Annotated in this window: 23 protein-coding genes and 1 tRNA gene; 18 read left to right on the plus strand and 6 right to left on the minus strand. The window is 68.0% G+C overall.

Annotation, left to right across the window (positions count from 1 at the left end):
* The 12 genes from dnaX to IP78_RS15220 form a co-directional block, all read left to right on the plus strand.
* A partial coding sequence (dnaX, locus tag IP78_RS02555) for a DNA polymerase III subunit gamma/tau (protein ID WP_054110173.1) occupies window positions 1-1,397 on the plus strand: 1,397 nt, incomplete at its 5' end.
* 226 nt (window positions 1,398-1,623) lie between these two features.
* Window positions 1,624-2,142 (plus strand): DUF2975 domain-containing protein, encoded by a 519-nt coding sequence (locus tag IP78_RS02560; protein WP_156320250.1) that lies wholly within the window; start codon window positions 1,624-1,626, stop codon window positions 2,140-2,142.
* A gap of 179 nt (window positions 2,143-2,321) precedes the next feature.
* Window positions 2,322-2,570, plus strand: a complete 249-nt coding sequence (locus tag IP78_RS02565) for a helix-turn-helix transcriptional regulator (protein ID WP_054110148.1) — start codon at window positions 2,322-2,324, stop codon at window positions 2,568-2,570.
* A 136-nt stretch (window positions 2,571-2,706) separates the two neighbouring features.
* Window positions 2,707-3,249 carry a hypothetical protein gene (locus IP78_RS02570; RefSeq protein ID WP_231680886.1) on the plus strand — a complete coding sequence of 181 codons (543 nt, stop codon included), beginning with the start codon at window positions 2,707-2,709 and terminating at the stop codon, window positions 3,247-3,249.
* Between the two features lie 110 nt (window positions 3,250-3,359).
* Window positions 3,360-3,689: a YbaB/EbfC family nucleoid-associated protein gene (locus tag IP78_RS02575; RefSeq protein ID WP_054110175.1), complete on the plus strand. Its 330-nt coding sequence runs from the start codon at window positions 3,360-3,362 to the stop codon at window positions 3,687-3,689.
* Complete coding sequence (gene recR, locus IP78_RS02580) at window positions 3,690-4,292, plus strand: recombination mediator RecR (RefSeq protein WP_054110149.1); 603 nt, start codon at window positions 3,690-3,692, stop codon at window positions 4,290-4,292.
* Between the two features lie 200 nt (window positions 4,293-4,492).
* Entirely contained in the window at window positions 4,493-5,764 is a 1,272-nt protein-coding gene (gene rmuC / locus IP78_RS02585; protein WP_054110176.1) for a DNA recombination protein RmuC, read from the plus strand.
* Window positions 5,765-5,852: 88 nt separating this feature from the next.
* A complete protein-coding gene (locus IP78_RS02590) occupies window positions 5,853-6,263 on the plus strand; it encodes a hypothetical protein (protein ID WP_156320251.1) in 411 nt (136 codons plus the stop codon).
* Between the two features lie 4 nt (window positions 6,264-6,267).
* A complete protein-coding gene (locus IP78_RS02595) occupies window positions 6,268-6,465 on the plus strand; it encodes a helix-turn-helix transcriptional regulator (protein ID WP_054110151.1) in 198 nt (65 codons plus the stop codon).
* Between the two features lie 2 nt (window positions 6,466-6,467).
* Window positions 6,468-7,055, plus strand: coding sequence for a hypothetical protein (locus IP78_RS02600; RefSeq protein ID WP_054110152.1), 588 nt, complete (start codon window positions 6,468-6,470; stop codon window positions 7,053-7,055).
* A gap of 59 nt (window positions 7,056-7,114) precedes the next feature.
* Window positions 7,115-8,074 carry a TraB/GumN family protein gene (locus IP78_RS02605; protein ID WP_054110153.1) on the plus strand — a complete coding sequence of 320 codons (960 nt, stop codon included), beginning with the start codon at window positions 7,115-7,117 and terminating at the stop codon, window positions 8,072-8,074.
* A gap of 59 nt (window positions 8,075-8,133) precedes the next feature.
* On the plus strand, window positions 8,134-8,271 hold the full coding sequence (locus tag IP78_RS15220) for a hypothetical protein (RefSeq protein ID WP_156320253.1): 138 nt from the start codon (window positions 8,134-8,136) through the stop codon (window positions 8,269-8,271).
* A gap of 62 nt (window positions 8,272-8,333) precedes the next feature.
* Here IP78_RS15220 and IP78_RS02610 read toward each other — a convergent pair.
* Window positions 8,334-8,407: transfer RNA gene (locus IP78_RS02610), tRNA-Gly, on the minus strand.
* 292 nt (window positions 8,408-8,699) lie between these two features.
* Here IP78_RS02610 and IP78_RS02615 point away from each other — a divergent pair.
* Window positions 8,700-10,214: a hypothetical protein gene (locus IP78_RS02615; protein ID WP_054110154.1), complete on the plus strand. Its 1,515-nt coding sequence runs from the start codon at window positions 8,700-8,702 to the stop codon at window positions 10,212-10,214.
* 80 nt (window positions 10,215-10,294) lie between these two features.
* Window positions 10,295-12,940 (plus strand): TonB-dependent receptor domain-containing protein, encoded by a 2,646-nt coding sequence (locus IP78_RS02620; protein WP_054110155.1) that lies wholly within the window; start codon window positions 10,295-10,297, stop codon window positions 12,938-12,940.
* Between the two features lie 61 nt (window positions 12,941-13,001).
* Here IP78_RS02620 and IP78_RS02625 read toward each other — a convergent pair whose 3' ends face one another.
* Window positions 13,002-14,666: an amidohydrolase gene (locus tag IP78_RS02625; RefSeq protein ID WP_054110156.1), complete on the minus strand. Its 1,665-nt coding sequence runs from the start codon at window positions 14,664-14,666 to the stop codon at window positions 13,002-13,004.
* Between the two features lie 105 nt (window positions 14,667-14,771).
* Between IP78_RS02625 and IP78_RS02630 the strand changes: the two genes are divergently transcribed.
* Genes IP78_RS02630 through arfB form a run of 3 tightly spaced genes read left to right on the plus strand, consistent with a single transcriptional unit; the run spans window position 14,772 to window position 16,086 of the window.
* On the plus strand, window positions 14,772-15,203 hold the full coding sequence (locus tag IP78_RS02630) for a DUF488 family protein (protein ID WP_054110157.1): 432 nt from the start codon (window positions 14,772-14,774) through the stop codon (window positions 15,201-15,203).
* A gap of 23 nt (window positions 15,204-15,226) precedes the next feature.
* The gene (locus IP78_RS02635; RefSeq protein ID WP_054110158.1) at window positions 15,227-15,688 is read left to right on the plus strand and encodes a YaiI/YqxD family protein; all 462 of its coding nucleotides are present in this window, start codon (window positions 15,227-15,229) and stop codon (window positions 15,686-15,688) included.
* The gene (arfB, locus tag IP78_RS02640) at window positions 15,685-16,086 is read left to right on the plus strand and encodes an alternative ribosome rescue aminoacyl-tRNA hydrolase ArfB (RefSeq protein WP_054110159.1); all 402 of its coding nucleotides are present in this window, start codon (window positions 15,685-15,687) and stop codon (window positions 16,084-16,086) included. Before IP78_RS02635 ends, arfB begins: the two co-directional genes overlap by 4 nt.
* Here arfB and IP78_RS02645 read toward each other — a convergent pair.
* The 4 genes from IP78_RS02645 to IP78_RS02660 form a co-directional block, all read right to left on the minus strand.
* On the minus strand, window positions 16,083-16,727 hold the full coding sequence (locus tag IP78_RS02645; RefSeq protein WP_054110160.1) for a hypothetical protein: 645 nt from the start codon (window positions 16,725-16,727) through the stop codon (window positions 16,083-16,085). The two genes, arfB and IP78_RS02645, sit on opposite strands and share 4 nt — an antisense overlap.
* A gap of 19 nt (window positions 16,728-16,746) precedes the next feature.
* Window positions 16,747-18,357 (minus strand): 2-polyprenylphenol 6-hydroxylase, encoded by a 1,611-nt coding sequence (gene ubiB, locus IP78_RS02650; RefSeq protein ID WP_054110161.1) that lies wholly within the window; start codon window positions 18,355-18,357, stop codon window positions 16,747-16,749.
* A complete protein-coding gene (locus tag IP78_RS02655; protein ID WP_054110162.1) occupies window positions 18,345-19,109 on the minus strand; it encodes a class I SAM-dependent methyltransferase in 765 nt (254 codons plus the stop codon). Before IP78_RS02655 ends, ubiB begins: the two co-directional genes overlap by 13 nt.
* A gap of 63 nt (window positions 19,110-19,172) precedes the next feature.
* Window positions 19,173-19,874 carry a Crp/Fnr family transcriptional regulator gene (locus IP78_RS02660; protein WP_054110163.1) on the minus strand — a complete coding sequence of 234 codons (702 nt, stop codon included), beginning with the start codon at window positions 19,872-19,874 and terminating at the stop codon, window positions 19,173-19,175.
* A gap of 121 nt (window positions 19,875-19,995) precedes the next feature.
* Between IP78_RS02660 and IP78_RS02665 the strand changes: the two genes are divergently transcribed.
* Window positions 19,996-20,298, plus strand: coding sequence for a 4a-hydroxytetrahydrobiopterin dehydratase (locus IP78_RS02665; protein WP_054110164.1), 303 nt, complete (start codon window positions 19,996-19,998; stop codon window positions 20,296-20,298).
* Window position 20,299 lies beyond the last annotated feature (1 nt).

Genomic DNA, 20,299 nt, shown 5'->3' on the forward strand with positions numbered 1-20,299 from the left:
CGGGCCAGCACATGGACGTCATGGAGATGGACGCCGCCAGCCACACCGGCGTCAACGACATCCGCGATATTCTCGAAAGCGTCCGCTACGCGCCCGTCGAGGCCCGCTACAAGGTCTATGTGCTCGACGAAGTGCACATGCTGTCCAACCAGGCCTTCAACGCCCTGCTCAAGACGCTTGAAGAGCCCCCGCCCCACGCCAAGTTCATCTTCGCCACCACCGAGATCCGCAAGGTCCCGGTGACGATCCTCAGCCGCTGCCAGCGCTTCGACCTGCGCCGCGTCGAGCCGGAGGTCCTGGTCGAGCACCTGGCCCGTGTCGCCGACAAGGAGGGCATGAAGGTCGAGGCCGATGCGTTGGCCCTCATCGCCCGCGCCGCCGAGGGCTCGGTCCGCGATGGTCTCTCCCTGCTGGATCAGGCCCTCGTCCAGGGCGAACGCGGCGAGCCGGTCCGCACCGATCTGGTGCGCGACATGCTGGGCCTCGCCGACCGCAGCCAGACCATTCAGCTGTTCGAACAGCTCATGGCCGGACGCACGCCCGAGGCGCTGGAGACGTTCCGTACCCTCTACGGCTATGGTGCAGACCCGGTGCAGGTGACCAACGACCTCTTGGAACACTGCCACGCGGCCTCGGTTGCCAAGATGCTGGGCCCCAACGCCACCCGCCTGCCCAACGACCAGGCCCAGCGTCTGGCCGCGCTCGGCTCGGTGGTCTCGGCCGGGACCCTGTCGCGCACCTGGTCGATGCTGCTGAAGGCGCTGGACGAGGTCCGCCGCGCGCCCAGCCCCGCCGACGCGGTGGAGATGGCCATCGTCCGCCTGGCCTACGCCGCCGACCTGCCGGGGCCAGAGGAGGCGCTGAAGAAACTGCAATCCGGCGAGCCTCTGTCCGGCGGCCCCGGCGGCCCGTCGCGCGGCGGGGGTGGGGGAGGCGGTGGTGCATCCGCCCAGCTGGCCGCCCGCCCGTCGGCCCAGCCCAGCCTTCCCGACCCCCAGAGCTTCGAGGCCGTCGTCGCCCTGATCGGCGAGAAGCGCGAGATTGCACTGCAGATGGACGTCCAGCGCTACGTCCGCCCGGTCGCCTTCAAGCCCGGCCAGCTGACTTTCGAGCCCGCGCCTGGTGCCCCCGCCAACCTCGCCACCCGGCTGGCTGGCCGCCTGAAGGACTGGACTGGCCGCCAGTGGTTCGTCGTCGCCAACGGCCAGGGTGGCGGCGAGACCCTGATCGAACAGGAAAAGAAGGCCGCCGCCTCGCTCCGCGCCGAGGTCGAGGCCGATCCCTTCGTCCAGTCCATCATGGCTGCGTTCCCGGGCGCGACGCTGGGCGAAATCAAGACCCTGGCCCCAGTGGTGGAGTTGCCCGTCATCCCCGACGAGGTGGGGGAAGAAGACTAGCGAGGGACACCCCCTCGTCTCTCCTCGCTTCCATCGTCACGACCAGACGGCCGGGCAGCCATGTTTCCGTGTGACAGAGCGCGGTGCGGCAATGACCTCCGCGGATCGCCGCTACGCCCGCGTCGGAGGCCTGTCGCCTCTGCGCGCTTCAGCCTGGGTCGCTCTTGACTAGATCGTAAAAAAATTTATGTAAGACGTAATCTTATTGTTCCGAGGCGACATCGACATGGGGGATGCAGTGGCCACCGCAAGGATCGAAACGCAAAGCCGCAATCTGGCTCGCATCTTGAGCTGGACCTATTGGGTGACGGCATTCTGGCTGTTCGCGGCCATGTCCTACGTGCCGCTCAAGCGATTGGGCGCAGCGCTTGTCAGCGCCGAGCGTGACGCTCTGGCTTCCGTGGCCGCGTTCAGCGATGTGGTCGTCGAAGCCCTGCCGGTGATCTTCGCCCTGATTGCGGTCTATACGCTGCGCCGGCTGTTCGTTCAGTTTGCGGATGGCCAGATCTTCATCCCCTCGAATGGACGGCGCCTCACCCGGGCCGGGGACTGGTTGATCGCGAGCGCGGCGGCGGCGTTGATCATCTCGCCCACGATCGGTCGAGCGGCCGGTATCCCGGTCGAGACCGTCGGTTTCAACTACAGCGCTGTCGTGCTGGCCCTGGTGGGGCTCGCCATTCGTCTGTTTGGCAGAACCTTTGAGCTCGCCGCCGATATCAAGGCGGATAACGATCAGATGGTTTGACCGATGCCGCTCATCATCACGATCCTCGCGAGCGCCATAACCGCCCTGGGTCTGCCACCCCGGGTCGGCCCTTCGGACGCTTCGTCTGCCAGACCGCCGAGCCCCCCCGCAATCTGCTCGGAAGACCATGCGCGCGGCTTTCCGACGTTCAGCTGGACATCCATCCGTTGGCCTGACTCATGGCAATCATAGTCACGCTTGATGTCATGCTCGCCCGTCGCAAGATGAAGGCCCGCGACCTTGCCCAGGAAATCGGGATCAGCGAGACGAACCTGTCGCTTTTGCGGTCCGGCAAGGTGAAGGGCGTACGGTTCGAGACCCTCGAGAAGCTCTGTCACGCGCTGGACTGCCGGCCGGGTGATCTGATCGATGTCGAACCCGCCGAGGGTCGACGGGCCGCTTCGCCTCCCGATGACGGATCAGGCTGAGAGGGTTTATCCCCTGACGAGTGGCCAGGACCGCGCGGGTCTCCGGTGCGTTTCCCGGCGACGGAGTCGGCCAGACCCTGACACCGGCTTCGCTGGTCGATATGCCTGCGGGCCTGATCGATGTGGGAGGATTGAAATGAGGGTGATGACGTGTGGCATTCTGCCAGTGACCCTTCTTGCCGGTGCGGTGACACTGGGCGGCTGCGCCTCGGGCATGGGCCTGCCCAACATCGAACTCAACCGCGCCCAGGCGGATCAGGGCGCGGCGACATTCCGTGAGGGCGTTGGCGCGGCGGCGACGGCGCCGCTGGATGACCTGAACCTTCGCCGACAGGAGGTGCCCGAGGTTCTCATCGCCGCCCGGCGCGCGCCTTATGACACCCAGGGTCTCCGGCAGTGTCGCGCGGTCTTGGCCCAGATCGAGGAACTGGATGAGGCCCTGGGACCCGACGTCGACCAACCCGAGCCGGAACAGGGCACCGGCGAGCAGGCGGGGGGCGCGGCTCTGGACGTGGTGCGCAGCACGGCCACTGACTTCATCCCGCTGCGAAGCTGGGTGCGCCGACTGTCCGGCGCAGCCGCCCAGGACCGCGCGGTCCAGGCGGCTATTCGCGCGGGTCTGGTTCGACGCGGTTTCCTGAAGGGCATCGCCCAGCAGAGACGGTGCTCCCGGCCATAATTCGTGGTCAGTGAAGGCCGGTCCGTCTGGCCCGCTCCTGGATGGGCGTGTCGCGGGCAAAGGCGAGATCGCCCTTGTTCCCACCGCCTGCCCGCGCCTATCTAGCGCTCATGAAAGATCTCAGCGCCCTGATGCAGCAGGCCCAGGCGATGCAGCAGAAGCTGCAGGACGCCCAGGCGAAGATGGCCGAAACCACCGCCGAGGGCACCTCGGGCGGCGGCATGGTGACCGTGGCGCTGAAAGGCCCGGGCGAGATCACGGCGGTCCGGATCGACGACAGCCTGATGGTCCCCGGCGAGGGCGAGATCCTGGCGGATCTGATCGTCGCTGCCCACGCCGACGCCAAGCGAAAGCTCGACGCCGTCAACGCCGAGCTGATGCGCGAGGCCGCCGGGCCCATGGCGGGGCTCAACATCCCCGGCATGCCCAAGCTGTTCTGATTGGCCGCCTCCGCCGGACCCGAGATCGAGCGACTGATCGGTCTCCTGGCCAAGCTGCCGGGGCTGGGCCCCCGCTCGGCCCGGCGCGCGGCCCTGGCCCTGCTGAAAAAGCGTGAGCAGCTGCTGGTCCCCCTCGCCGCCGCCCTGGCCGAAACCGCGGAGAAGGTCGTCTCCTGCTCGGTGTGCGGCACGCCCGACACCCGCGACCCCTGCGCCATCTGCTCGGACCCCTCGCGTGACAACGGCCTGATCTGCGTGGTCGAAGAGGCTGGCGCGCTCTGGGCCATGGAGCGGTCGGGCGCCTTTCGCGGCAAGTATCATGTGCTGGGCGGACTGCTGTCCGCGCTCGACGGCGTGGGGCCTGAAGCGCTCCGCGTCTCCGAACTGGTCGGCCGGGTGAGGGGAGGCGGCGTGCGCGAGCTCGTTCTGGCGCTTCCCGCCACCGTCGACGGCCAGACCACCGCCCACTATCTCGCCGACCGGATCGCCGGTGATGGTCTGGAGATCACCTCTCTCGCCCGAGGCGTCCCTGTCGGCGGCGATCTCGACTGGCTGGACGACGGCACCATCGTCCAGGCCCTTCGAGCGCGCCGGCCGGCGTGACCCGCCCCGCGGTGTCTCATTCTTGCATGGACGAAGCCTGCGTCCGCTTCTGACGTATCGATCACCCACACTGGCGGCATGATCTTTCACCCGCGCCGTCGCTCCTGCCGATTTCAGACGTTTCAGACTATTCGCACGCTGTTTTGCGGCCGTCGCTCGCCATCTCGCTCCTGGCCCCGACTCCGGCTATCGAACGGATCATGAACGCCTCGACCCTGATCCTTGCCGCTCTCGCCGTCGGCTTCGCCCTCGCCTTCATCTGGGCCTTCCTCGCCTGGCGCACGGCGAAGGGCCAGATCGCTCTGGCCGAGGAAAAGCTGTCCCTGCTGGAGGACAGTCGCGCGACCATGGCCGAGTTCCTCAAGGCCCAGGCCGCCCAGTCGGCCCAGGCCGTGGCCGATCAGATGGTCACCCGCGCCACGGAAACCTTCCAGGCCCAGGACCGCGTCGCCCGTGAAAGGCTCGAGGCCCAGCTCAAGCCCGTGGCCGAGACGCTCAAGGCGTTCGAGGAAAGGGTCACCGCGCTCGACAAGGCCCGCGCCGAGGAGACGGGCACGCTGAAGGAACAGCTATCTGCCCTGATGATCGCGTCATCGGCCACGCGCGACGAGGCGCGCAAGCTGACGGAAGCTCTGCGCGGCAATACCGGTCGTCGCGGTCGCTGGGGAGAGCAGACCTGCCGGAACGTGCTGGAGGCCGCCGGCATGGCGGGCCGATTCGACTTCACCGAGCAGACCTCGGCGGCCGACGAGACGGGTGCGCAGCAGCGGCCGGACTTCATCGTTCGCATGCCGGGTGGCGGCATGTTCGTGATCGACGCCAAGGTGCCGCTGGCCCTGCCGGACCCAGCCGACGGCGACGAGGAGGCCCAGGCCCGGGCCGTCGCCTTGCGCACCGCCGCCAGCATGAAGACCCATGTCCGCCAGCTGTCAGCCAAGGCCTATCAGGACCAGTTCAAGCCCAGCCCCGATGTCGTCGTCATGTTCGTGCCGGGCGAGTCCTTCCTCGCTGCGGCCCTGGATCACGAACCGGACCTGCTGTCCCAGGCCATGGCTTCCCGCGTCCTGATCGCCACCCCGACCACCCTGTTCGCCATCTGCAAGGCGGTCGCCTATGGCTGGCGCGCCGAGGAACAGTCCCGAAACGCCGACGAGGTCGCCAAGCTTGGCAAGGAGCTCTACAAGCGCCTTTCGGTGATGGGTGGCCACGTCTTCGGTGTCGGTCGCGCGCTGGAGCAGGCGGTCGGCAGGTACAACGCCTTCGTCGGCTCGCTGGAAACCCAGGTCATGGTCTCGGCGCGCCGCTTTGAGGATCTGCAGGTCGATCACGAAGGCAAGGAACTGCCGGTGATGGCTCCCGTCGACGCCGCGCCTCGGGCGATCAACCGCCCCGAACTGCTGTCGGACGCGACCCGAACAAGGGGGGATGGCGCGGCCCAGACGCCCGCTCTTGAAGTTTCTCCCGACCGCTGACAAGGTCACTTGACAACGCCGCAAGGCAGTGTAAAACACCCTTGTCAAACAGACATGGGTGCTTGTCATGACGACGATGGAGGCGAGAGTGTCGGAACGTCCCCTGGCCCGTTACGGCCTTCTGATGGCGGTCTGCCTGATCGCGGGCGGCATCGCCGGCGGCGTCTCGGCCGCCTTTGGCGAGACGGCTGGCGCGGGTCCCCTGATTGTGGCCGGCTCCGTTGGTCTTGCCATGGCCGCAGGTCTCTGGGTCTGCGCTGGCTGGTGGCGCTCGCTGGATGAGGCGGCGCAGGAAGCCCACAAATGGGCCTGGTGGTGGGGTTCGACCTTCGGCCTCGCCATCGGCAGCGTGGCCTTGTTCACTCTTGCCTACGCCACGCCGGGCGCGCTGACGGCCGAGCCGAAGGACCTGCTACTGGGCGGTGCCGGAATTCTGGCGCTGGGACAGACTGCGGGCTACGGCATCGCCTGGGCCTTTTGGTGGCTTCAGCGTCGATAATCCCATGAACAACCGCCTCAAGGTCCTTCGCGCGGAACGCAACTGGAGCCAGGCCGATCTGGCCGCCGCGCTCGGCGTCTCGCGCCAGACGGTCAACGCTCTGGAGACGGGGCGCTACGACCCCTCCCTGCCTTTGGCTTTCAAGATCGCCCGCGTCTTCGACCAACCCATCGAATCCATCTTCTCGGACACTGGAGCCTGATCATGATGTCTGAAGTTCAAGATCGTCCCCAATCGCTGATCATGAAGATCGGCATGGCTGTCGTCCTGGGCGGCGCCGGTGCCCTGACCGGCTATGGCATGGCTCGCTACTTCGAGTCCGACGGTGCCCCGTGGCCTGACGTGCTGGCCACGGCCATGGCCGTGGCCCTGATCGCCGTCGGCCTGATGAGCGCCGTTGTCATGGCCACGCGTCCCTCCACGATGCCCAAGGGCTGCGGGATTCTCCAGATCGTGGTCTTCCTGCTGGCCGGGGCCATGTTCCTCCTGCCCATGTACGCCCCCGCATCGCTGGCTCCGGACATGGTCTTTGGCGGTATCGCGGTCCTGCTGGCCATCCAGACGGTGGCCAACGTGATGCTATGGCGTCGGGCGGACGAGATGCTGCGCCAGGTCATGGCCGAGACCTCCGCCATCGCCTTCTGGGCCCTGCAGACCGCGCTGTTCCTCTACGCCGCCGCAGAGCGCCTGGGGTTGGTCGACACCATCAGTGGCTGGGCCCTCGTGGGCATCCTCATGGCGGTCTATCTGCTGTCCTCGATCGTCGCCTCGGCGCGGCGCGGGATCACCTGACGCTTCTCGCCTTCCTCCTGACTTCAACGCCTGCCCAACTGATCGAAAGGATCGGAACGATGAAACTCGTCTCAAAGCTCAAGTCCTCCGTCGCCCGCATCGGCCGCTCGGCCGCCGGCGCCGCCCTGGGTCTCGGCCTGACCGTGTCCCTGCTGGCTTCGGCCCCCGCCGACGCCTTCGCCCAGGTCGCTCCCGCCTCTGTGCCCCAGGCGCAGGGGGAGGGTCCGGCTCTGTGGGTCGTCAGCGACGACGATTCGACCATCTATCTGTTCGGGACCATCCATGTGTTGCGCCCGACCACGGCCTGGGGATCGGCCAAGGTCGATGCCGCCTTTGAGTCCAGTCAGAATGTGATCTTCGAGATATCCAACCCCGATGATCAGGCTGCACTTCTGCCCCTGATCCAGCAGTACGGAGTGTCGCCGGATCGCCCGCTCTCCAGCCTGCTGACGCCCCAGGAGCTCGCGGATCTTGATGCGGCGGCCCAGACCCTGGGGGCCAGCGCGGCCCAGCTGGATTCCCTGCGTCCCTGGATCGCCAGCCTGCAGCTGGCCGTCGCGCCGGTCATCCGGGCCGGCTATGATCCCCAATCAGGCGTCGAGGTGGTCCTGAAGGCGCGCGCCCAGGCGGCCGGCAAGCCGGTCTCGGGTCTCGAGACCATCGACCAGCAGGTGCGCATCCTGGCCACCCTGTCTGAAGAGACCCAGCTCGCCTTCCTGCGGCTGACGCTGCAATCCTTTGATGATGCCACAACGGACCTCGACGCTCTGGTGGATGCCTGGGCCCAGGGTGACGTCGAAGGCATCAACCGTCTGGCCGTCGAGGAGATGCGCACCGTGTCGCCCGAGATTCATGAGGCCCTTCTGGTCCGTCGTAACGTCGACTGGGCCGACCAGATCCAGACCCTTCTGGCCGGTTCGGGCACGACCTTCATCGCGGTCGGCAGCGCCCACCTTGCTGGCGACGATAGCGTCCAGCAGATTCTGGAGGACCGTGGCGTCACGGTCACGCGGCAGTGACTCGACCCTCTGCGGACGGTCCCGCCGGGCGTCCTGGGTTAGCGGGTGCGACCCTCATCATGGCGCTGATCTGGGTGGCCGTGGTCGGGTTCCATCTGTGGTTCCAGAACTGGGGTGAAGCCATTTTCTGGGCGGCCATCGGCGTCGCCACGACGGCCGGGTCCTGTGGCGATCTGCTGAGCCGCAGGCGCTCCTAGATCACACCGTCGAAGACCAACGCCGCCCCTTGCGGGGCGGCGTTTTCGGCCGGGCCGAGTGCTGGAGCGGGCGGCGGGAATCGAACCCGCACGAAAAGCTTGGGAAGCTTTCAGGCTACCACTACATCACGCCCGCGGAGCCGCCGCCCAAACTAGCGGAACCGGCGCAAGCCTCAAGCGCAGATTGCCGGACTGGCGTCAGGCTGCATCACAATCCGGGTTCGGATAAACTGTCTCAAATTCATCGCAAGTATTCATTTCTTACAGCCGAGCGAAGACTGATCCGTTTCCTGAACAACTGTAACAAACTGCAGATTTTCTGTCACGGGAGCATTGCACTCACGTCCTAAAGGCGGCGCGGGGTTGCTGGGACTGCGTCGTTCGGACGCGAGTGGCGATCCGAACATTTCAACGCGAGGGGATCCCCGATGCTTCGACTGACCAAGGTTCTGCTGGCCGGTGCGGCCGTGATGGCGCTGGCCGCGTGTGGCTCCGCCGAGGTGGCTTCGCCGGGCGAAGGCGATTTCGGCACGGGCACGGGTGGCGGCACGGGTGGTGGCACGGGGCCGACCACGCCGCCGCCGGGTACGCCTGCCGCCGACTGCCCCGCTGGCCTGGCCAATGTTGGCCTGGTCGCCAACGGCACCCTGCGTGCCTGCCAGCTGCCGGCTGACATCATCGGCAACCTGACCCTGGCGAACCGCGCGGGCACCATCTATGCGATCTCCGGCCGGACCCAGGTCGGCACCGACCGCGGCATCGACCCGGCCTCCACCACCGGCCAGCAGGGCATCCTGACGATCGAGCCGGGCGTTCGCATCTTCGCCTCGGGCGGTTCGGACTACCTGATCATCAACCGCGGCTCGCAGATCTTCGCCGAAGGCACCGCGACCAACCCGATCATCTTCACCAGCCGCCAGAACGTCGAAGGCACGACGACGCTGGAATCCCAGGGCCAATGGGGCGGCCTGGTCATCGCTGGCCGCGCGCCGCAGGCCAACTGCCAGCTGACCGCTCCGGTCACCTGCACCGGCCAGGTCGAAGGCACCTCGGCCTTCTATGGTGGCAACACCCCGACCGACAACTCGGGCCGCGTCCGCTACGTCCAGATCAAGTTCTCGGGCTTCGAGATCTCGACTGGCAACGAACTGCAGGGCCTGACCATGGGTGGCGTCGGCTCGGGCACCACGGTCGAGTTCGTCCAGGTCCACAACTCCTCGGACGACGGCATTGAAATCTTCGGTGGCAACGTCAACCTGCGCCGCATCGTCATCACCGGCGCCGACGACGACGGCTTCGACACCGACACCGGCTGGCGTGGGGGTGCCCAGTTCGGCATCGTGACCCAGCGTCCGCCGACGTCGACCAGCCGCTCGGCCGGCTTCGAGTTCTCGGCCGCTCCGGCCGCGACCCCCCTGGCCTCGCGCTATAACTCGCGTCCGCAGATCGCCAACTGGACCCTGGTTGGCCGCAACACCAGCAACACCAACCACACGGTCGCCCACTTCGACACGGGCTCGGCCGCGACGGTGATCAACTCGGTCTTCACCTCACCGACCGGCTCGCTCGCGGGCTGCCTCGACATCGCCGACGCTGATACCCAGACCGCTGGCGTCAACTTCCGGTCGGTCTTCATGTCCTGCCCGGTGTCCTACCGTTCGAACAATGTGGCCCGCTCCACGGCGGTCTTCACGACGGCTCCGAGCGTCGGCAACACCGCCGCTGGCACCAACACGATGACGGCCCCGACCTCGGGCACGACCCTGACCAACCAGGTCCTGACCTTCATCAACGGCGCGAACGAAACCGCCGTGACCCCGGTCAACGCTCCGGCGGTCTACAGCTTCTTCACGGCCACGACCTATATCGGTGCCGTCCAGAACGCTGCCGACACCTGGTACGCCGGCTGGACCTGCGGTCTGTCGGGCGGCACGACCTGCTGATGACGGAAGCGAGGCGGCGGTCCTTTGGGCCGCCGCCGCCTTTCCCGCTTTCCGTTGAACCCCTTCAAGGCGCGCAGATCATGAAGACATTCTCCCTGACCCTGACAGGGGTCCTCCTGGCCACCAGCGCGCTGATCGCGCCCGGTCTGGCCCACGCCCAGACGGCTCCGGTCGAGCAGACCCCGGCTGAACAGGCGCAAGACGACGCCACCCAGGTCGACGAGATCGTCGTTCTCGGTCGCTACATTCCCGAACCCAACCGCGAGAGCCCCGAGGTCGCCGCCTTTCTGACGGCCGAAGACCTCCAGCGGACCGGCGATTCCAGCGCGGCCGCGGCCCTGACCCGCGTCACCGGCCTGTCGGTTGTCGAAGGTCGCTTCGTTTACGTCCGCGGCCTCGGCGAGCGCTATTCATCGGCCCTGCTGAACGGCTCCCCGCTTCCCAGCCCCGAGCCGCTGCAGCGCGTCGTTCCGCTCGACCTCTTCCCTTCCGGCATCCTGGAGGGCGTGACGGTCCAGAAGACCTATTCGGTCAACTATCCGGGCGAGTTCGGCGGCGGCGTGATCGACCTGCGGACGATCGATGCGCCCAACGAGCCCTTCTTCGATTTCAAGGTCGGCATCGGCTACGACACCGAGACGACGGCCCAGGAAGGCCTGATCTACTACGGCAGCCGCACCGACTTCCTCGGCTTCGACGACGGCACCCGGGACGTGCCGGGCCCGCTGGCTCTGGCCTTCTCTACCGGTAACCGCATCCAGGCGGGCCCGAACTATACGGCGACCCAGCTGCGCCAGATCGGCCAGTCGCTTGAGAATGCGCCGCTGCGACTGCTCCAGCGCGAGGAGATCCCGATCGACGGCAGCCTGGAGGCCTCAGGCGGCTTCTCGCACGAGACGCCGATCGGCACGCTCGGCGTGCTGGCGGTGGCCGGTTATGACTACAGCAGCCAGACCCGTCAGGGCTTCCAGGAAGAGGGCCAGTTCTCGGGCTCGAACCTGGTCGTCTCGACGTCCAAGGCCTTCGCCTCGACCCAGACCGACGTCCAGCTGAACTTCCTGGGTGCCCTGTCGCTGTCGAACCTCGACCACGAGGTGACCTGGACCAACTTCTACGTCCGCAACACGACCAAGGAGGCCCGCAGCCAGGCCGGCCCCGACTTCGACGCCGGCGGCTCGGTCATCCGCGACGACTTCACCGAATACTTCGTCCGCGAGCTGTTCACGACACAGCTGGCCGGCGAGCACGACTTCGCTGACGGCAACTTCGAGATCGACTGGCGGGCGGCCTATGCCACCACGTCGCGCGACGCGCCCTACGAGACCCGGTTCGGCTATGGCGTGAACGGGGCCGGAGACTTCGTCCACGACATCAACCGCAACCTGATCTCCTTCAGCGAACTTCAGGACGACGTTTTCTCGGCTGGCGCGGACTTCCGCTACACCCTGGCCCTTTCGGACTTCCGCGAGGCGGTGTTCAGCCTCGGCCTGGCCCACTTCGACAACACCCGCGATTCCGAGCGCCGCGACCTGCGCTTCATCTCGCCGGGCGGTTTGACGGACGACCAGCGGGAATCGCGCGTCGACTTCCTGTTTTCGGACTTCAACATCAACGGCACGACCCTGCAGATCGAGGAAATCACGGGTTCGAACGGCGCAGCGGCCTACGACGCCGAGCTGACGGTCAACGCCGTCTACGGCCAGGTCGAGGCCGAGATCATCCCCTTGGTCAATCTGACCGTCGGCGTCCGCTACGAGGACGGCGAGCAGTCGGTCTCGCCGCGCGATCTGTTCGGCGGGGCCGCGCCCTTCGCGGGCACGGGCATCGAGGAGCAGTACTGGCTGCCGGCCGCCACGGTGACGTGGAACTTCGCCGAGGACATGCAGCTGCGTCTGGCGGCCTCGCAAACCATCGGCCGGCCCCAGTTCCGCGAACTGGCACCCCAGTCCTACACCGACCCCGATTCGGACCGGACCTTCATCGGCAACCCGTTCCTGATCGACACCGAGATCCTGAACCTTGACGCCCGCTGGGAGTGGTATTTCGCCCGCCAGCAGTTCATCACGGCCGGGATCTTCTACAAGGACCTGGAAAACCCGGTCGAGTCGATCATCGTCGACGTCGGCAACCAGCGTCAGCAGTCGTTCCTGAACGCGCCGCAGGCGACCATCATCGGGGCCGAATTCGAAGCCAAGAAGTACTTCGAGTTCCCCGACAGCGGCATGAGCTTCATCGCCAACAAGCGGTGGCTGGTCCAGGCCAACTACACCTACTCCGACTCCGAGGTTCAGGTGGACGCGAGTGACCGGGTCTTCACCCTGGGCGGTGCCGGGGCCCCGGAAAGCGCTGCCTTCTTCATCGCCGACGGCAGCCGCATGCAGGGCCAGTCCGAGCACGTCGTTAACGCCCAGTTCGGCTGGGAAGACGACAACGCCCGGTCGCAGGCGACCCTGATCGTCAACTACGTCTCCGAGCGCATCACCGCGCGTGGCGCGGGCGTGGGCGGCAGCCGTGAGCCGGACTACATCCAGGAGCCGGGCGTTTTCCTGGACTTCGTCTACCGCAAGGACTTCACGGCGATGGGCCGCGACCTGGGCTTCGCGCTCGAGCTGCGCAACCTGCTCGGCACCGAGTTCGACGAGTACCAGGAACTCGGCAACAAGATCCGGATCAACAACTACGATCTGGGTTCGAGCGCCTCGGTCAGCCTGACCGCGCGGTTCTGATCTCCAACGTCTTCCTCCCCTGATTGACGGCCGCTCCGGAAACGGAGCGGCCGTTTTTCGTTCAGTCCGCCCGATACACCACCTCGCCGTCGACGACGGTCAGGACGGCGCGACCGCGCGGGATATCGGCTTCCGGCACGGTCATCAGGTCGATGTTGAAGGCGGTGAAGTCGGCGCGCTTGCCGACCTCGATGGTGCCCAGCTCATTCTCGCGAAACGAGGCATAGGCGGGCCACAGGGTGAACATCTTGAGCGCTGTGGCCCGGTCCACGGCCTCCTGCGGCCGCCAGTCCGGACCTTGGAAGCCCTCCAGATCGCGCCGGGCCACGGCGGCGTAGAACTCGATCAGGGGATCCCCGCGCTCGACCGGCGCGTCCGAGCCGCCAACCACGATCACACCGCGATCGACCAGGCTGTGCCAGGCATAGGCGCCGTCCAGCCGCGCGTCGCCGAGCCGGGCGGGAGCGAAGTGGAAGTCGCCGATGGCGTGGCTCGGCTGCATGGAGGCGATGATCGGCAGCTCGTGGAACCAGCGATAGTCGGACGGTCTCAGAATCTGGGCGTGCTCGATGCGCCAGCGCACATCCTCGCCGTTCGGGCGCTCCGACGGCGGCACATTGCCGAGCGCCTCGGCGTACCATGCCGCCACCTCGGTGTTGCCCCGGTCGCCGATGGCGTGGGTGGCCAGCTGGATGCCCGCGCGCAGGGCCTGCTCGTAGAGCGGCACCTGCTGCTCGCGGGTGACCTGCATCAGGCCCGAGGTCTCGGGCGCATCGGAGTAGGGGGCGTGGAGCGCCGCGCCGCGCGAGCCCAGCGCCCCGTCGGCGTAGAACTTGACCGCGCGGGTGATGACGCGGCCGTCGGCGACCGAGCGCGGACCGGTCTGGAACAGTTCGGTGGCACCGTCGGGCGTGACGCTGTTGTAGACCCGGACCGGGGCCTCGCCCGCCTCCGCCATGGCCTCCAGCAGAGGCACGTCGCGCCACGGCACGCTCATGGAATGGATGCCGGTCCAGCCATATCGGGCCTCGACCTGAAAGCCCGCCCGATAGGCGGAGCGCGTCGCCTCCGGGTCGGCCTGGGGCATGAGCGGCGCCAGCAGCTGTTCGGCGGCGTCGATGAACATGCCGGTCGGCTGGCCATCCGGGCCCTTCAGGATTTCGCCGCCGAAGGGGGCCTGGGTCTCGGCGGTGATGCCCAGCTGTTGCATCGCGGCTGTGGAGGCGACCGTGGCATGGCCGTCAGCCCGTTGCAGCAGCACGATCCGTCCCGGCGCGGCCGCGTCGAGGTCCGCAGCGGTCAGGAAGCGGGCCCCGCTGGCGCTCTCGGGCCAGCGCGTCTCGATCCAGCCCCGGCCGATGATGACGCCCTCGAGGTTGGCTTCTGCCCAGGCGGTCAGGCGGCTCATGGCGTCGACGACGGACGCGGAGCCCTCCAGGTTCAGCGTCAGCTCGCGCCAGCCGATGCCGTCGAGGTGGGCGTGGCCATCGGTGAAGCCGGGAAACAGGGTTGCGCCGTTCAGCTCGACGACCTCGAGGCCTTCCGTGGACGGAGCGCCAGCCGAAGGGCCAACGTAGGCGATGCGGCCGCCGCGCGCGATGACCATCTCGGCGGGCGCGGCGCCGTCCACGCCCGTGTGGATCGTTCCGCCCCGGATCAGCAGGTCCTGGGCGGACGCGGGCAGGGCCAAGGCGGCGAAGGCGACGGCGAGGAAGGCGCGAGTCATGGGCGGTCCGGAAGCGGCGAAGATTGGACACGGAGTTGCGGCCCTCCCGGCCCGGACGTCAAGGCGACGCTGGCGCGGCGGCCGGTCGCGCGCCATCTTCACCCTATGAAGCTGTTCACCATCGGATATGAGGGGGCCGCCCAGCCCGAGGTCATCGGGCGGCTGAAGGCGGCGGGGGTCGAGACCCTGGTCGACGTCCGCGCCGTGGCGGCGTCGCGGCGGGCGGGGTTCTCCAAGACGATCCTGGGTGAGAGCCTGAAGGCCGAAGGGATCGACTATCTCCATCTGCGCGCGCTCGGCACGCCCAAGGCCGGACGGGACGCGGCGAGGAAGGGTCGGATCGGGGAGATGCGCGCCATCTTCGCCGACCATCTGACCGAGCCGCAGGCCCAGGTGGAGCTGGCGAGGCTGAAGGCGCTGGCCGGCGAACGCCGTGTCGCGCTGCTGTGCTTCGAGGCTGATCACGCGGGGTGTCACCGCGCGGTGCTGGCCGAGCGATTGGCGGCCGAGGACGGCTTGGAGGTGGTGAACCTCTGACCGGCTGCGCTAAACGTCGCGTCATGGGTCAGCCGCGCATCTTCATCGACGCCGACGCCTGTCCAGTGAAGGACGAGGTCTATCGGGTGGCCGCGCGCTATGGGCTGCATGTGTTCGTTGTGTCGAATGGCTGGATCAATACCCAGCGCCAGCCCTGGATCGAACAGATCGTGGTCGATGCCGGACCGGATGTCGCCGACGACTGGATCGCTGAACGGGCGGAGCCGGGCGACATCGTCATCACCGCGGACATTCCCCTGGCCGACCGCTGCCTGAAGGCCGGAGCGCAGGTGCTGAAGTCCAATGGACAGAGCTTCACACCCGACATGATCGGATCGGCACTGGCCGGCCGCATGGTGGGGGAACACCTGCGGTCGATGGGGGTGGCGACGTCGGGACCGCTGCCGTTTGGACCCAAGGACCGCTCCGCCTTCCTCCAGGCGCTGGACACAGCGGTGGTGCGGGCGAAGCGGGTCTTGACGTGACCGTCATTCCCGAGAGCGAACTGGAGTTCCGCTTTTTCCGCGCCGGGGGACCGGGCGGACAGAACGTCAACAAGGTCGCCACTGCGGTTCAGATGCGGTTCGACGCGCTCAACTCGCCCAGCCTGACCGAGCCGGTGCGCGAGCGGCTGATGCGGCTGGCGGGCCAGAGATTGACGCTGGACGGAGTGATCGTGATCACCGCCGTGCGATTCCGCACCCAGGAACGGAACCGGGCCGACGCCATCGAGCGGCTGCAGGAACTGGTCAGCAAGGCCTCGGTGGCGCCGATCAAGCGGATCGCCACCCGTCCGACGCGGGCGTCGAAGGAGCGGCGGCTCCAGGCCAAGTCGGGACGATCCGCCATCAAGGCCGGACGGGGCCGACCCGATCTGGATTAGCGATCGTCATCCCCGATCGATGCGGCCGACGGGGGCCCGGGGCGCGCTCCTGGGGCCTGCCCCTCCGTTGCCGGCGCAGAGGGTACAGCGGTCGTCGGGGCCTCTTCGGGCTCGGACGATACGGCCGGAGCTGGACGGAAGAGCAGGGCCGCGACCCGGCCTTCCCCATCCAGGCCGATGATCCACTGGGTGGCCGCGTTCTCGAAGATCACAAGGAACTGGTTTGCCCCGTTGCTGAGGCCTTGGGCCTCGATCATTCCCAGTTCACCGAAGCCCCGAACGACGGGCTGAAGGGTGGTGAGCTGGGGACGCAGGCGATTGGCGAGATCGGTCGTGAACAGATCAGTGTCCAGCTGACCCTGGGCGAGGTCGGCGATGATGACGCGGAGCGCGCCCTCGGCGATATCGGCATCGGTCACGCCAGCCTGCGAGGTGGCCGGAGCGGTCGGCCCGGCCGAAGCCGCCGGTGTCCGCGCCGGTCCATCGAATGTGTTGGGCAGGGTCGCCGCCACCGCGGGCGAGGATGTCGGGGCGAGCGAACGGGTCTCACCCGCCGTCGGCACCGCCTGAGCCGTAGTCTGGGCCAGGGACGGCGCGGCGAGGCCCAACAAGGCGGTGGTCAGGGCGAGGGATCGGATCATCGGGTGTCCTTCGAGGGGGTCAGCCGAGAATCCGGGGCCAAAGCGACAGAAGCAAGGCGGCGGCCGACAGGATGACGGAGACGCCCACGCCAACGCCCAGCCACGGCGAGAGTTTCGTCCGCTCGATCACGACGGTCTGGGTCTGGGGCGGGTCCTGCACGAGGCGGGAGATGGCCCGGGCGGCGGCGAGGCCTTCCTTGAGGGCATCGCGGACCTGCGCGCGCGGGCCCAGCTCTCGCATGATCCAGCGTTCCACGACAGGCTGGGCGGCGGACCACAGGTCGTGGTCGGGGTTGAGACGGCGCGCCACGCCCTCGACCGAGACCATGGTCTTCTGCAGCAGGATCAGCTCGGGCCGCAGGTGCATGTCGAACAGGGCCGTGATCTCGAACAACTGGCCCAGCAGCCGGCCCATCGAGACCTGCGAGGCGGCCCGGCCGATGACTGGCTCGCCGACGGCCCGAAGCGCCTGGGCGAAGGCGTCGACTGAGTGGTGCGGCGGGACATAACCGGCCTCGAAATGGACCCGGGCGATCCGGGCATAGTCGCGGGTCAGGAAGCCCCACAGGATCTCCGCCAGGTAGCGCCGCTCTGCCGGGCCGATGCGGCCGACGATGCCGAAGTCGACGGCGGTCAGGTCGGCGGGGGCCTGGCAGAACAGGTTGCCCTCATGCAGGTCGGCGTGGAAGACGCCGTGATCCAGCGCCTGGATCAGGAAAGCGCGCACGACATTGTCGGCCAGCTGGTCCTTGTCCAGCCCCGGCTGACGCGCGGCGTCCGGGTCGGTCATGGGCACGCCGGGCGCCCATTCCAGCGTCAGCACCCGCTTGCCGACCCCGTCCCAGACCACCCTGGGTGAGGTCATGTGCATCATACCGTCGGCACGGGCCTTCTGCATGACGTCGTGCAGTTCGGAGGCCGCCGCCGCTTCCAGCCGCATGTCCAGTTCCAGATACATCGACCGGGCGACGGTCTCGACGAAGGCCTGGGGCTCCAGCCGCCGCGCGGGGACGACGAAGCGATGCACCAGGCGCGCAGCGAGGCGCATGGCGTCCAGCCCCTTGGCCACGCGACGCTCCACGCCCGGACGCAGCACCTTGACCGCGACCTTGCGACCATCGGCGAGGTAGGCCGGATGGGCCTGGGCCAGAGAGGCCGCGCCGATGGGGTCGCCGAAGTCGATGAACAGCTCCTCGACCGTGCGGCCGATGGAGCGTTCGACCTCCAGCCGGGCCTGATCGGTCGGAAAGGGCGGCAGCTTGTCCTTCAGCCGGCCGAGGTCGCGGGCGAACTCGATGCCGAAGATGTCGGCGCGGGTGGCCATGACCTGGCCCAGCTTGATGGCGACGGGGCCGAGCGTCTCGAAGGCGCGGCCGAGGCGCTGGCCCGGGCGGCCGTTGCGCCCGTCCTTGCCCGCGAACAGATGCACGAACCCCGCGATGGGCCGGAACCAGGCGGGCAGAAGATGGGTGATCTCGCGCGGGATCAGGGCATCGTGGCGCGCCAGCGCCCCACCCCAGCGGATCAGCCGGACGGTGGCGCCCAGAGGATCGCGCACCGGCTCGGTCGGTGGGGCGGCCGGGGCGACGCGGTAGGACGGATTGGGAGCCTGCGGGGTCAGATCGCCCACCCGAAGTGGATGGCCGCGACCCCGCCGGACAGGTTGGTGACAGCGACGTTCTTGAACCCCGCCTCCTCGATCATGGCCTTGAAGGTGGACTGGTCGGGGAAGCGGCGGATGCTCTCGACGAGGTACTGATAGCTGTCGCGGTCCTTGGCGACCCACTCGCCGATGGCCGGAATAGCGTTGAAGGACCAGGCGTCATAGGCCTTGCGGACCGCCTCGGCGGTCGGGCGCGAGAACTCCAGGCACAGGAACCGGCCGCCGGGCTTGAGCACGCGCCGGGCCTCTCGCAGCGCCACCGGGATGTCGGCGACGTTTCGGATGCCGAAGCTGATCGAATAGGCGTCGACCGAGGCGTCGGGGATGGGCAGCTTCATGGCGTCGCCGACGGTCCAGACCATCTCGGGCTCGCCGCCCTTCTGGACGCCCGCCAGGATCATCTCAGCGTTGTAGTCGAGCACGATGACCGAGGCGTCGGCCCCGCCTCGGCGTTCCTGGGCGCGGCGGGCGAGCTTGGAATAGCGCCGGGCCATGTCGCCGGTGCCGCCCGCGACATCCAGAATGGTCTCGCCCGGACGGGGGTTGAGCTTCGCGGCCGCCGCGTCCTTCCACAGCCGGTGGACGCCGCCGCTCATCAGGTCGTTCATCAGGTCGTAGCTGGAGGCCACGCTGTCAAAGACACCGCGCACCAGACGCACCTTCTCGCGCGCATCGACGTCGCGAAAGCCGAAGGAGGAGGTGGCAGTGGTCTCGGTCATGCGGGCGGTCTAGCGGGTCGCAGGCCCGGCGTCATCCGCCCGCGTGGCCGCAGGCGCAGCGTGTCACGCCGCCTTGGGCCGAGGTATGCCCAAGTCCTTCATCACCCCACGCATGGCCGAGTAGCAGCCGCAGGCGTGGGCCTCGAGCGCGGGGCGATCCAGCACCTCGACCCAGCCCCGCCCGCGCCGGATCAGCCCCTTGTCCTCCAGTTCGGTGCCGACCTCCGACACCGTGGCGCGGCGCACCCCCAGCATGCCGGCGATGTCGGCCTGGGTCAGGTCGAAGCGAGGCCCTTCGGCGCGGTCGTGCAGGGTCAGCAGCCAGCGCGCCAGACGTTCGTCCAGGCGGTGCTGGGCGTTACAGGCGGCGGTCTGCTGGACCTGGGCGAACAGGCTCTCGGTAAAGCGGGACAGGGCGTTGCGCAGGTCCGCGCTCTCGCCCAGCGCATCGGAGAAGACGTCGGCGGGGCAGCAGGCGGCCGATCCCTCGATCTGGGCGATGGCGCGGCTTGAGGCGCGGCCGTTCATGGGGCCACAGGTCACGCCGACCAGGCCCTCGCGGCCTATGGCGGCGGTTTCGATCAACCGGTCCTCGGGCAGGACGGTCATGAGCGACACCACGCCGGTCAGGGGGAACCAGACCTCGTCGACCTCCTCGCCGGCATCGTAGAGCACCTGGCCCTGGGCGAAGGGCCTTTCGTTGAGGTGCGGCTCCAACCGCTGACGGTCGACGTCGGCGAGCGAGGCGATCCAGAGATTGTCCATGTCGAGCCTCCGAGAAATGGCGACGCTTCCAAACGCCCAACCTTGGCCGTGCGTTCCGAACGATGATCGCCGGCATGTCGGCACGCTTGTCGCGGATCGGGCGGCGGTCTAGGCGGGAGGCATGAGCCGAGCCGTCATCGACCCCGCCGCCGCCGTCGCCGACCTGACCGCCTGGTCCGTCGCGCCGGGCGAGCGCCCCGCCATCCGCCGCGAGATCAAGTTCGCCGACTTCAACACGGCCTTCGGCTTCATGAGCCGGGTGGCCCTGAAGGCCGAGACGATGGACCACCATCCGGAATGGTCGAACGTCTACAACCGGGTCGAGGTGCTGCTGACCACCCACGACGCGGGCGGGGTGACGGAGCTGGACGCGATGCTGGCCCGCTTCATCGACGAGGCGGCGTCAGCTCTGGGAGGGAAATGAG

Source organism: Brevundimonas sp. AAP58 (assembly GCF_001295975.1).
GTDB lineage: Bacteria > Pseudomonadota > Alphaproteobacteria > Caulobacterales > Caulobacteraceae > Brevundimonas.

Coding starts and splice junctions, on each gene's coding strand:
- IP78_RS02560 (WP_156320250.1), top strand. CDS start 1,624: ATGGGGGATGCAGTGGCCACCGCAAGGATCGAAACGCAAAGCCGCAAT.
- IP78_RS02565 (WP_054110148.1), top strand. CDS start 2,322: ATGGCAATCATAGTCACGCTTGATGTCATGCTCGCCCGTCGCAAGATG.
- IP78_RS02570 (WP_231680886.1), top strand. CDS start 2,707: ATGAGGGTGATGACGTGTGGCATTCTGCCAGTGACCCTTCTTGCCGGT.
- IP78_RS02575 (WP_054110175.1), top strand. CDS start 3,360: ATGAAAGATCTCAGCGCCCTGATGCAGCAGGCCCAGGCGATGCAGCAG.
- rmuC (WP_054110176.1), top strand. CDS start 4,493: ATGAACGCCTCGACCCTGATCCTTGCCGCTCTCGCCGTCGGCTTCGCC.
- IP78_RS02595 (WP_054110151.1), top strand. CDS start 6,268: ATGAACAACCGCCTCAAGGTCCTTCGCGCGGAACGCAACTGGAGCCAG.
- IP78_RS02600 (WP_054110152.1), top strand. CDS start 6,468: ATGATGTCTGAAGTTCAAGATCGTCCCCAATCGCTGATCATGAAGATC.
- IP78_RS02605 (WP_054110153.1), top strand. CDS start 7,115: ATGAAACTCGTCTCAAAGCTCAAGTCCTCCGTCGCCCGCATCGGCCGC.
- IP78_RS15220 (WP_156320253.1), top strand. CDS start 8,134: ATGGCGCTGATCTGGGTGGCCGTGGTCGGGTTCCATCTGTGGTTCCAG.
- IP78_RS02615 (WP_054110154.1), top strand. CDS start 8,700: ATGCTTCGACTGACCAAGGTTCTGCTGGCCGGTGCGGCCGTGATGGCG.
- IP78_RS02620 (WP_054110155.1), top strand. CDS start 10,295: ATGAAGACATTCTCCCTGACCCTGACAGGGGTCCTCCTGGCCACCAGC.
- IP78_RS02625 (WP_054110156.1), bottom strand. CDS start 14,666: ATGACTCGCGCCTTCCTCGCCGTCGCCTTCGCCGCCTTGGCCCTGCCC.
- IP78_RS02630 (WP_054110157.1), top strand. CDS start 14,772: ATGAAGCTGTTCACCATCGGATATGAGGGGGCCGCCCAGCCCGAGGTC.
- IP78_RS02635 (WP_054110158.1), top strand. CDS start 15,227: ATGGGTCAGCCGCGCATCTTCATCGACGCCGACGCCTGTCCAGTGAAG.
- IP78_RS02645 (WP_054110160.1), bottom strand. CDS start 16,727: ATGATCCGATCCCTCGCCCTGACCACCGCCTTGTTGGGCCTCGCCGCG.
- IP78_RS02655 (WP_054110162.1), bottom strand. CDS start 19,109: ATGACCGAGACCACTGCCACCTCCTCCTTCGGCTTTCGCGACGTCGAT.
- IP78_RS02660 (WP_054110163.1), bottom strand. CDS start 19,874: ATGGACAATCTCTGGATCGCCTCGCTCGCCGACGTCGACCGTCAGCGG.
- IP78_RS02665 (WP_054110164.1), top strand. CDS start 19,996: ATGAGCCGAGCCGTCATCGACCCCGCCGCCGCCGTCGCCGACCTGACC.